Source organism: Streptomyces boetiae (assembly GCF_031845405.1).
Classification (GTDB): domain Bacteria; phylum Actinomycetota; class Actinomycetes; order Streptomycetales; family Streptomycetaceae; genus Streptomyces; species Streptomyces boetiae.
In genome coordinates, this window is the sequence record NZ_JAVREN010000014.1 from 1 (window position 1) to 11,056 (window position 11,056).

The window sequence follows — 11,056 nt, forward strand, 5'->3', positions numbered from 1 at the left end:
GGCACACCGTCCGGTACGGCGTGACACCCGCCCACGCCGTGCTCTTCGGGCCGGTGGACACGGCCACGGAGAGCTTCCTCGGACTGCTGGACGGCACGCGGGCGCTGCCCGCGCTGCGCCGGGCCGCCACCGCCCTGGGCCTGGCCGACGGCGCTGCGGACCGGCTGACCGAGCAACTGGCGGCGGCCGGCGTGCTCGACGACGCCACCGCCGAGCGCGAGGCCGCCTGCCGGGTCACCGACGGGCTCCGGCCCGACCTGGCCACCCTCTCGCTGCTGCACCCCGAGCCCGGCGAGGGCCTGCGCAGGCTCCTGGCCCGCGGCCGGACCCGGGTGCAGGTCAGGGGCGCGGGGCGGGTGGGGGTGGCGGTGGCCGCCGCGCTGGTAGAGCACCATGCTGCCCTGGAGGGCGAGGGCCGCCTGCTGGTTGCCCGCGGTGAGGTCGACGCGGATGAGGCGGGGGTTCTGCAGGGCCCAGCGCTGGCCCAGGCCGGGGTGGGCGAGGTGGAGGTGGTCGACGGCGGCCGGGTCGAGCCGGAGGACCTGCTGCCCGCCGGGCTGCGGCCCCAGGACGCAGGGCAGCGCCGGTCCGACGCGGCGCGGCGCGTGGTGCGGGCGGCCGGGGCCTGGCGGGCGCGCCCGCCCGCCGCCGCGGGCGCCTCACGGGAGGGCACGCGGCTGGTCGTACTGGCCCCTCGTGACGGCCTGACGGCCTACGCCCCCGACCCGGCCGCCGCCGAGGAGCTGATGGAGGCGGGCACGCCCCACCTGTACGCGGGCGTGGTGGAGGCCACCGGCTTCGTCGGGCCGCTGGTGCTGCCGGGGGTGACGGGTTGCGCCGACTGCATGCTGCGGGAGCGGGCGGCGCGCGAGCCGGCCTGGCCCCTCCTGGTCGGCCAGTGGCGGAACGCCCGGCGCGCCGGCGTTCCCGCCTGTGACGGCGCGCTGGCCACGGCCGTGGCGGGTCTCACGGCCTGCGCGGCGCTGAGCTTCCTGGACGGTTCGGCGCCGCCGGGGCCGGCGGTCCGCACCGAGGTGGCGCTGCCCGGGCCGGCGACGAGCTGCCGGGAGATCCAGCCGCATCCGGAGTGCGCCTGCCAGGCCGCCCTGTCAACCCGGCCGCCGCCGGCAAGGTCCACAATGAACGGATAGGAGACGCAGAGCCGCGCTTCCTGCGTGCCATGGGAGTTGGAGGGACCGCTATGTCTGACCTACCCCGCAAGGCGGTGACCAGGACCGCGAAGCTGGCCACGCTGCCGCTGAGCTTCGCCGGCCGGGCCACCTGGAGTCTGGGCAAGAGGATCGGCGGGCGCTCCGCGGAGCTGGTGGGCAACGAGCTTCAGCAGCGCACCGCGCAGCAGCTGTTCGCGGTCCTGGGCGAGCTCAAGGGCGGCGCGATGAAGTTCGGCCAGGCCCTGTCGGTCTTCGAGTCGGCGCTGCCGGAGACCGTGGCCGGGCCGTACCGGGCGGCCCTGACGAAGCTGCAGGAGGCGGCGCCGCCGATGCCTTCCGCCTCGGTGCGGGCGGCGCTGGCCGAGCGGCTGGGCCCGGACTGGCGGGAGCTGTTCCTGGAGTTCGAGGAGCGGCCCGCGGCGGCGGCCTCCATCGGCCAGGTGCACCGGGCGGTGTGGCACGACGGCCGGGAGGTGGCGGTCAAGCTCCAGTACCCGGGCGCCGGGGAGGCCCTGCTCTCGGACCTGACGCAACTGGGCCGGTTCGCGCGGCTGCTGGGCCCCCTCATACCCGGCATGGACGTCAAGCCCCTGATCGAGGAGCTGCGCGAGCGGGTCGCCGAGGAGCTGGACTACGGGCTGGAGGCGGAGACGCAGCGGGCCTTTGCCGAGGAGTTCCGCGACGACCCGGACGTGGTGGTGCCGGAGGTGGTCTGTGAGCGCGAACAGGTCCTGGTCACCGAGTGGCTGGAGGGCGTGCCGCTGGCCCGGGTGATCGAAGAGGGCAGCCGGGAGGAGCGGGACCGCGCCGGGCAGTTGCTGGCCAGGTTCCTCTTCTCCGGCACGGGCCGCACCGGCCTGCTGCACGCGGACACCCACCCGGGGAACTTCCGGCTCGTCCCCGAGGATGACCGCCCTGTGGAGGAGTGGCGCCTGGGCGTGCTGGACTTCGGCGCGGTGAACCGCCTGCCCGGCGGCCTGCCCCCGGTGATCGGCCGGGCGCTGCGCCTCACGCTGGAGGGCGACGCGGACGAGGTCTACGACCAGCTCGCCGCGGAGGGCTTCGTGCGCGAGGGCATCGAGCTGGACCCGGACGCGGTGCTGGACTACCTGCTGCCGATCATCGAGCCGGTCCGGGAGGAGGAGTTCGCGTTCAGCCGGGAGTGGATGCGGGAGCAGGCCGGGCGGATCGCGGACCCCCGTTCGGCGGCCCACCAGCTGGCGCGTCAGCTGAACCTCCCGCCGTCCTACCTGCTGATCCACCGGGTGACGCTGAGCACCATCGGGGTGCTGTGCCAGCTGGGCGCGCGGGTGCGGATGCGGGACGAGCTGGTCGCGGGGCTGCCGGGATTCGGCCCCGACCCGGAGGAGGCCGAGGACCCGGCCGAGGATGCCGTCGAGTCGGCTGCGGCCGACGGGGACGCCCTGGAGTACGACGGGGAGGACGCCGGGGCGGACGAGCGGGAGGACCGGCGGGAGCCGGCCTAGCGTTCCCGGGCCCGGGGATCGAACCCGGGCATGGGGAAGCCCCCGGACCGGGGTCCGGGGGCTGGGTGCCGGGGCGGGCCGCCGGCTCTGGGGATCGAGGGTTACTGCATGACCGCCAGGGCCATCGCCCGGCGGGCGCGCCGGGAGGCGCGGTCCGCCCGGCGCTGGAGCCGCCGCGACTTGCGCTGAAGGCGCGCGGCGAGGGCCAACTGCCGTACGAGGCGTTGGGATTCGGCCTCGTGGATCCGTTCCTGCATTTGGGAGCGGGCCAGGGCTTCGGGGATGAGATGCATGGTCGTGGTCCTGTTCTGTTCCCGGCGGGCTGCCGGTTCGCTCTGAGTGAAGGTCATCTCGGTGTCTCGCCGGGGGTCGTGCGGGGCCGGGCGTCCGATGGTGCCGTGGACGTTCATGCCGTGACCGGGTTCTTCCGCGGGCGGCCACGGGGCCGCTTGCGGGGCACGACGACGCCCTGGACGAACAGCTCGCCGCCCCAGACGCCCCAGGGCTCACGGCGGTCCTTGGCGCCGGCCAGGCAGGCCGCGCGCAGGGGGCAGGCGCCGCACAGCGACTTGGCGTACTCCACGTCCTCGGGGGTCTCGGCGAAGAAGACCTCGGGATCGTAGGAGCGGCAGGGCACCGACTGGTCGAGGCGGTCGATGGCCTCGTCCAGCTCGTTGAGGGTGTAGAGCGGGGTCACAGAAGTCTCCGGATCGGGCGGTGAGTTCAGGTCGGGTCGGGCATACGGCGCGAGTGGCACTGTCTTGTCCTCGTGTCGTTCGGTTGTCGGGTCTGCCCGGCGGGTGGCCGGGCGGGCTGTCGAAAACAGAAGGGCCGCGGATCCCGGTGTGGGTTCCGCGGCCCTGGAAGGTGCCGACCTGATCTCGCCGATCAGGCTGGATCACTCCAGGGGTCGAGCCCGCGGAGGGCCCACATCGTGTGAAGCTGCGTCTTCTGCTGTCCAAAGAGCTGGTGTCCGGCGCCGGCGACATCGGCGGTGACGACATAGCCGGTCGTGCCGGCCACTGCCGCTACCTCGGCCACGGGCGCCGTGATCGGTCGCTCATTGGCCGCCGCGCGCGCCACTGCCAGGGAGGCTGCGGGGACGGCCGCGACGGCGGACACACGGGTGCCGGACAGGCGGGCGTCACCGATCGGCGCGCAGGCGAGGTCGACGCGCCGGCGGCCGGACAGTTTGGTGTTGATCTCGATGGCCACGTGACTCGCCTCCTCTACGGCGTCTCGGTGGGAAGGACCTCTCCTGCCCCACGGGGGTTGACTCTCAGTACAGCATGGCTTTCCAGGGAGGGGAACCCTCCTCCGGTGCCACGTGGAGCACGCTATGCGCATCGCTCCGGCGTGCGCAAACTATTTTTCGGCGGCTTCTTCGGGAAGTTCTTCGCGGGCCTGGGCGGAGGCCGAGGGCGGCTCCTCGCCCGCGCACAGCGCCAGGACGTCGGCGCCGAACTGGGCGAGCTTATGGGGGCCCACGCCGGAGATCCGGGCCAGGGCGGACTCGGCCTCCGGCACCTCCTCGGCGATGGCCATCAGGGTCACGTCGGTGAAGACGGCGTACGCCGGGCGGCCCAGCTCCCGGGCCCGCTCCAGGCGCCACTCCCGCAGCCGCTCGTACAGCGCCTCGTCCATCGAGGAGGGGCACTCCGCGCAGCGCCGCAGCTTCACCTCGGGGGCTTCGGTCAGCGTCCGCCCGCACACCCGGCACTGCACCGGCCCGCGCGGGCGGCGCTGCCGGCCGCCCGAGCCGCGGTCCACGCCCCCTCCCCCGCCGGCACTCCGCTCCCCCGGCCGCCCGGAGCCGGGCCTCAGCCCGTCCAGGAACCGGCTGGGCCGCCGCCCCGCCCGGCCGCCCGGCGAGCGGGCCAGCGCCCAGGACAGCGACAGGTGCTGCCGGGCCCGGGTGACGCCGACGTACAGCAGGCGGCGCTCCTCCTCGACCTGCTCGGGCGTCTTGGCGTGGGAGATGGGCAGCATGCCGTCGGTGAGCCCGACGAGGAAGACCGCGTCCCACTCCAGGCCCTTGGCGGTGTGCAGGGAGGCCAGGGTGACGCCCTCCACGGTGGGCGCGTGCTGGGCGGCGGTCCGCTCGTCCAGCTCGCCGACGAACTCGCCGAGCGTGGCCTCCGGGCGGGCACGGCCGAAGTCCTCCGCCAGCCGCACCAGGGCGCGCAGCGACTCCCAGCGCTCGCGGACGGCTCCGGAGCCCGCGGGCGGGTCCGGCGTCCAGCCGGTGGAGCCCAGCACGGCCCCGACCTGGCCCGCCAGGCCGTCGGCGCCGTCCAGGGCGTGGTCGTTCCCCCCCGCGCGGGCGGCGCCGCGCAGCGCGAGGACCGCCTGGCGGATCTCGGCCCGCTCGAAGAACCGCTCGGCGCCGCGCAGCTGGTACGGCACGCCGGCGTCGGCCAGGGCCTGCTCGTAGATCTCGGACTGGGCGTTCGTCCGGTAGAGGATGGCGATCTCGCTGGCGGGCACGCCCGCGCCGCCCTGCTCGGGCGGGGCCAGCAGCCGGGCGATGCGCGCGGCCACCGCCTCGGCCTCGGCGGGCTCGTCGGCGTGCTCGCTGTACTCCGGCTCGGGCCCGGGGGGGCGCTGGGAGATCAGCTCCAGGCGGTGCTCGGCGGCCCGGCCCCTGGCCTGGGCGAGCAGGCCGTTGGCCAGGTGGACGACCTGCGGCGAGGAGCGGTAGTCGCGGACCAGCTTCACCAGCGTGGCCTGGGGGTGGCGGGCGCGGAAGTTCAGCAGGTGGTCGGGGGTGGCGCCGGTGAAGGAATAGATCGTCTGGCTGGCGTCCCCGACCACGCACAGGCTGTCCCGCTCGCCCAGCCACAGGGTCAGCAGCCGCTGCTGGAGGGGGCTGACGTCCTGGTACTCGTCGACGACGAAGTGCTGGTACTGGCGGCGGACGGTCTCCGCGATGTCCGGCCGGTCCGCGAGGATGCCGACGGTCAGCAGCAGCACGTCCTCGAAGTCGATGGCGTTCCGGTCGCGCTTGAGCTGCTCGTACGTCGCGTAGACCAGGGCGGTCTCGGCGGGGTCGCGGGGGGCCTCGCGGCCGGCCTTGACCACCGCCGCCGGATAGTCGTCGGGGACGGTCTGGGTGACCTTGGCCCACTCGATCTCGCCCGTGACGTCCCGCAGCGCGGCCCGCTCCAGCCGCAGGCGGCTTCGGGCGGCGGCCTCCGCGACCAGCGTGACCTTCCGCTCCAGCAGCCGGGGCACCTCCCCGCCCACGGCGCGGGGCCAGAAGTACTGCAACTGGCGCAGGGCGGCGGCGTGGAACGTCCGCGCCTGCACCCCGGCCGCGCCCAGCTGCCGCAGCCGCCCGCGCATCTCCCCCGCGGCCCGCTGCGTGAAGGTGACGGCCAGGACGGTGGCCGGCTGGTAGACCCCCGCGCGGACCCCGTAGGCGATGCGGTGGGTGATCGCCCGCGTCTTGCCCGTCCCCGCGCCGGCCAGCACGCACACCGGGCCGTGCAGCGTCGTCGCCACGGCGCGCTGCTCCGGGTCGAGCCCGTCGAGCACGGCGTCGGCGGAGTCCGGCACCGGTGGGAAGGGAGGGGGCTGCGTTGCTGAAGTCACCCGGCCATGCTGCCAGGTCCGGCAAGAGCGGGGCAGCGGGTTGTCCACAGGCGCCGGAATTACTCATACCGGCCGCCGTGTTCTCCTGGGGCGACCGCGAAGGACGCGGCGGACACGTGAGGAGCGCCGAGACGATGACCGCGCAGGGCAACGTGATCATGTACAGCACCACGTGGTGTGGCTACTGCCGCCGGCTCAAGAGCCAGCTGGACCGCGAGGGCATCGCCTACACCGAGATCGACATCGAGCAGGACCCCTCGGCGGTGGCCGTGGTCGAGAAGGCGAACAACGGCAACCGCACCGTCCCGACGGTGGTCGTCACCCCCGCCGGCGGCGCGCCCGACGTCACCATGACCAACCCCTCGCTGGCCGAGGTCAAGCAGGCCCTGGCCGCCTGACCCCGCGCCGCGCCGGCGCGCCCCGCCGGAGCGCGCCCTACCAGGGCGTGGTGGCCAGCGGCTTGCCGTACCACTGCTCGATCAGCACGGCGGCGATGGACACGCCGTAGGGCGGCAGCACGTCCCCGGCGTCCATCGCCGCCCGCAGGTCCTCCCGGGAGAACCAGCGGGCCTCCTCGATCTCGTCCCCGTCCACCCGCACCTCGGTCGAGGTCGCGTGCGCGACGAACCCGAGCATCAGGCTGGAGGGGAACGGCCAGGGCTGGCTGGCGACGTACTCCACCTCGCCGACCGCGATGCCCGCCTCCTCCGCGACCTCGCGGACGACGGCCTGTTCTATCGACTCCCCGGGCTCCACGAAGCCGGCCAGCGTCGAGAAGCGCCCCTTGGGCCAGTGCACCTGCCGCCCCAGCAGCGCCCGGTCCTCCTCGTCCAGCACCAGCATGATCACGGCCGGGTCGGTGCGCGGGTAGTGCTCCGCGCCGCAGGCCGGGCAGCGGCGGATGTGGCCGGCCGCGGCGATCACCGTGCGCTCCCCGCAGCGGGAGCAGAAGCGGTGCATGCGCTGCCAGTTCTCCAGGGCGACCGCGTGCACCATCAGCTGCCCGTCGCGCGGCGAGAGCAGCGCCGCGGCCTCCCGCAGGCCCGCCGGGCGGGCCACGTCGTCCATCCGCCCGGGCAGGGCGTCCTTCTGGAGGGCGAAGTACCGCACGCCCTCGGCGTCCGAGCCCAGGAAGTACCGGTGGGCCTCGGTGACGGGCGCGTCGAAGGAGGGCATCATCACCAGCTCGGTCCGCCCGTCGGCGGTCTCCTCGACCAGCGCCTGGCCGCCGGAGACGACGAAGACGCGCGTCGAGGGATGGCTCCACGCCGCCCCCAGCCACGCCTCGTCCAGCCGGTGATGGGCGTCGCGGTCGATGCCGCCGGTACCGGCGAGGGGAATCGGCCGGACGGCGCTGTCCTGGGAAGCCGAGCGGGGGATACGCATGCCAATGAGCCTAACCGGGGTCGTTGGGCTCCCACTCATCCTCCCCCAGCAGCAGTCGTTCGAGTCCGCGCCGCCCGGGCAGCACGGTCGGGCGCACCAGCTCGCCGCTGCGGACGTAGAGAAAGGCCGCCGAGACCGCCGACAGCGGCAGGCCGTGCCGCTCGGCCCAGGCCACCCGGTAGATCGCCAGCTGGAGGGGGTCGGCGTCCTGGCGGCGGGAGGTCTTCCAGTCGACGATCTCGAAGCCGCCGCCGACGGTGCGGTACACCGCGTCGATCCGGCCGCGGATCAGCCGCCCCGCCAGCCGGATCTGGAACGGCGCCTCGACCCGGTACGGCGTGCGGGAGGCGTAGGGCGTGCGCGCGAACGCCTCCTTCAGCAGCGCGAGATCGCGCTCGTCGCGGATCTCGGCGTCCTCCTCCGGGTCGCCGCCCGGCAGCTCCTCGGGGCCGAGCAGGGGCAGGGCCAGCGTCTCGAAGCGGGCCTCGACCCAGGCATGGAAACGGGCGCCGCGCCGCGCGGCCGGCTGCGGCGGGCGTGGCATGGGCCGGGCCAGCTCGCGCGCGAAGCCCTCCGGGTCGGCCGCCAGCCGCTGGACCTGCGAGGCCGACAGGCTGGCGGGCAGCGCCACGTCCCGCACCGCGGCCCTGGCCTGGCGCAGCTCGCGGGAGAGGGCGGCGAGGTCGCGGTCCCAGGAGGCCACGGCCCGCTGCTCCTCGGGGGTGAGACCACCCACATGCTCGCCCTCCCCCGGCGGCCCGCCCTCCGGCTCGCCGTCCGCGGCCGGACGCGCAAGGCCCGTGGCGGGCCCGCCGCCGTCCTCCGCCCCGCCCCGCTGCCCCGGCACGCCGCCGGCCAGCCGCTCCAGCACGGCGTCCGCCGCCTCCCGCCGCCGGGCGTACGCCTCCGGGTCCAGCGGCAGCGGCCAGGCCAGGTCCCGGCGCGGCCCGTCGAGGGCGGGGTTCTCCGCGTCCTCCTCCGGCGCCTCGGCCCAGCGTTCGACCTCGCCGTGCGCGGGGTCGGCCTCGCAGTGGGCGCGCAGGGCCTGGAGGAAGGGCGAGGGCCCGCGCCGCCGCTTCTGGCTCGGCCCCCACCAGTGCCCCGAGCCCAGCAGCAGCGAGCGCGGCCGGGTGACCGCGACGTACCCCAGGCGCAGCTCCTCCAGGTCCAGGTGCGCGCCGACCCGCGCCGTGTACTCCCGCAGGGCGGCGGGCGTCCACTCCGTGATCCCGGGCAGGGTCGCGGCGTCCCCGCGCAGCGGGTGCGGCAGCGCCCGCGCCTGCCGCAGCCAGGAGTCGCGCGAGGCGCGGGCGGGGAACTGCCCGGCGCACAGCCCCGGCAGGGCCACCACGTCCCACTCCAGACCCTTGGCCTTGTGCGCGGTCAGCACCTTGACCGTGTCCTCGCCGCCGGGCAGCGAGCCGTCCAGCCCCTTGTCGTAACGGTCGGCCGCGCGCAGGAACGCCAGGAACGCCGGCAGCGTGGCCTCCCCGCCCTCCGCCGCGCCGCCGCGCCCGGCGGCGAAGCCCGCGGCCAGGTCGAGGAACGCGCCCAGGGTCTCCCGGCGCCGCGCCGCCAGCGCCTGCGGGGAGGCGGCCAGCTCGACCTCGAGGCCGGTGACCGCCAGCACCCGGTGCAGCACGTCCATCAGCGGGTCGCCCAGCGCGCGGCGCAGCTCCCGGATCTCCGCGGCCAGGTGCGCGAAGCGGACCCGGGCCGCGGGCGAGAACGGCAGCCCGTCCGCCGGCCCGCCGCCTCCGGGCCCGCCCTGCGCGGGCCCGCCACCGCCCGGCCCGCCCTGCACGAAGGTGTCCAGCGCGTCCGCCAGGGACACGGTCTCCGAGGGGTCCGTGCCGGCCACTGCGGCGGCCAGCCGCCCCGCGTCCGCCGCGTCCACACCCCCGGCGCGCACCAGCACCCGGGCCAGCCGCCCCAGCAGCGCAAGGTCGCGCGGCCCGATCCGCCAGCGCGGCCCGGTCAGGAGCCGGACCAGGGCGGCATTGGCCGTGGGGTCGGCCAGCACCTCGCACACGGCCACCAGGTCCGCGACCTCCGGCAGGTGCAGCAGGCCGGAGAGGCCCACCACCTCCACGGGCACCTCGCGGTCCACCAGGTGCCGCTGGATCTCCCCGAAGTCGCCCGCGGTGCGGCACAGCACGGCGATCGCGCCCGGCGGGGTGCCGGTGCGCACCAGGTGCGCCACCGAGTCGGCCAGCCAGGCCAGCTCCTCGGCGTGCGTGGCCAGCAGCGCGCAGCGCACCAGCCCCTCGTGCTCGGCTCCCTCGGCCGGGCGCAGCGGGGCCACGCCCGGGTGGCGCTCGCGCAGCGGGGCTGCCAGGTCGTTGGCCAGGCGCAGCAGCCGGCCGCCGCTGCGGCGGTTCTCGCTGAGGGAGTCCTGGCGGGCGGGGCTGCCGTCGCGGTGCGGGAAGTGCCGGGGGAACTCGTCGAGGTTGGCCACCGAGGCGCCGCGCCAGCCGTAGATCGCCTGGCAGGGGTCGCCCACGGCGGTGACGGCGTGCCCGGTGCCACCGCCGAACAGCCCGGCCAGCAGCACCCGCTGGGCCACCGAGGTGTCCTGGTACTCGTCCAGCAGCACCACGCCGAACTCCTCGCGCAGGGCCCGCCCCACCTCGGGAACGTCCCGGGCCAGGCGGGCGGCCAGCGCGATCCGGTCCCCGAAGTCCAGAAGGTCGCGGGCGCGTTTGCGCGCGCGGTACGCCTCCACCACGCCCAGCAGCTCGCCGCGGGCCCGCGCGGTCTCCGGGATCAGCCGCAGGTCGGCGTTGCTCAGCTTCGCGCCCTCAAGATCGGCCAGGAGCGCGCGGTCGAACGCCCGGAGCGCGGCGGGCTCCACCAGGTGCTCCGCCATCTCGGCCTCCAGCGCGACCAGGTCGGCCACCAGCGTGGCGAAGCCCCGCCCGCCCGGCTCGAATTCGGCCGGGGCCGCGCGCAGCGCCTCGGCCGCGAGCTGGAACCGCCCGGCGTCCGCCAGCAGCCGGGAGGCGGGCTCCACGCCGAGGCGCAGGCCGTGCTCGCTCAGCAGCCGCCCGGCGAAGGCGTGGTAGGTGGAGATCTGCGGCTCGCCCTCCTCGGCGGTGTCCACCCCGGCGCGGGCCAGGGCGCCACGCACGCGCTCGGCCAGCTCGCCGGCCGCCTTGTTCGTGAACGTCAGGCCCAGGACGCGCGCGGGCTCCACCTGCCCGGTGCCGGTGAGCCACACCACGCGGGCGGCCATCACGGTCGTCTTGCCCGAGCCGGCGCCCGCGACGATCGCCTGGGGGGCGGGCGGCGCGGTGATGCACGCCATCTGCTCCTCGGTGAACGGGATGCCCAGCAGCTCCCTGAGCTGCTGAGGTTCACTGAGTCGGGCGGGCACTCCCAGAGACTAGCCGCCGCCACTGACAGTTCCCGCCCGCC

At 75.8% G+C, this 11,056-nt stretch carries 9 protein-coding genes; 3 read left to right on the forward strand and 6 right to left on the reverse strand.

What is annotated here, in order from left to right; all coding sequences use genetic code 11:
- On the forward strand, nucleotides 1–1,151 hold a 1,151-nt coding region (locus RM780_RS11890; RefSeq protein ID WP_311630615.1), incomplete at its 5' end, for a ThiF family adenylyltransferase.
- Between the two features lie 50 nt (nucleotides 1,152–1,201).
- A complete protein-coding gene (locus RM780_RS11895; protein ID WP_311630616.1) occupies nucleotides 1,202–2,659 on the forward strand; it encodes an ABC1 kinase family protein in 1,458 nt (485 codons plus the stop codon).
- Between the two features lie 101 nt (nucleotides 2,660–2,760).
- Here the strand turns inward: RM780_RS11895 and RM780_RS11900 are convergent, their stop codons facing one another.
- The 4 genes from RM780_RS11900 to RM780_RS11915 form a co-directional block, all read right to left on the reverse strand.
- Nucleotides 2,761–3,069, reverse strand: a complete 309-nt coding sequence (locus RM780_RS11900; protein ID WP_311630617.1) for a hypothetical protein — start codon at nucleotides 3,067–3,069, stop codon at nucleotides 2,761–2,763.
- Nucleotides 3,066–3,416, reverse strand: a complete 351-nt coding sequence (locus tag RM780_RS11905; RefSeq protein WP_311630618.1) for a WhiB family transcriptional regulator — start codon at nucleotides 3,414–3,416, stop codon at nucleotides 3,066–3,068. Before RM780_RS11905 ends, RM780_RS11900 begins: the two co-directional genes overlap by 4 nt.
- A 131-nt stretch (nucleotides 3,417–3,547) precedes the next feature.
- Nucleotides 3,548–3,874: a hypothetical protein gene (locus tag RM780_RS11910; protein ID WP_311630619.1), complete on the reverse strand. Its 327-nt coding sequence runs from the start codon at nucleotides 3,872–3,874 to the stop codon at nucleotides 3,548–3,550.
- Between the two features lie 150 nt (nucleotides 3,875–4,024).
- Complete coding sequence (locus RM780_RS11915) at nucleotides 4,025–6,217, reverse strand: ATP-dependent DNA helicase UvrD2 (RefSeq protein ID WP_311630620.1); 2,193 nt, start codon at nucleotides 6,215–6,217, stop codon at nucleotides 4,025–4,027.
- A gap of 170 nt (nucleotides 6,218–6,387) precedes the next feature.
- Here RM780_RS11915 and RM780_RS11920 point away from each other — a divergent pair, with 170 nt between their 5' ends.
- Nucleotides 6,388–6,651, forward strand: a complete 264-nt coding sequence (locus tag RM780_RS11920) for a mycoredoxin (RefSeq protein WP_394812943.1) — start codon at nucleotides 6,388–6,390, stop codon at nucleotides 6,649–6,651.
- 37 nt (nucleotides 6,652–6,688) lie between these two features.
- Here the strand turns inward: RM780_RS11920 and nudC are convergent, their stop codons facing one another.
- Together nudC and RM780_RS11930 are read right to left on the reverse strand one after the other, a co-directional pair.
- On the reverse strand, nucleotides 6,689–7,639 hold the full coding sequence (nudC, locus tag RM780_RS11925; RefSeq protein ID WP_311630622.1) for an NAD(+) diphosphatase: 951 nt from the start codon (nucleotides 7,637–7,639) through the stop codon (nucleotides 6,689–6,691).
- A gap of 10 nt (nucleotides 7,640–7,649) precedes the next feature.
- On the reverse strand, nucleotides 7,650–11,015 hold the full coding sequence (locus tag RM780_RS11930; RefSeq protein ID WP_311630623.1) for an ATP-dependent DNA helicase: 3,366 nt from the start codon (nucleotides 11,013–11,015) through the stop codon (nucleotides 7,650–7,652).
- Nucleotides 11,016–11,056: the final 41 nt, after the last annotated feature.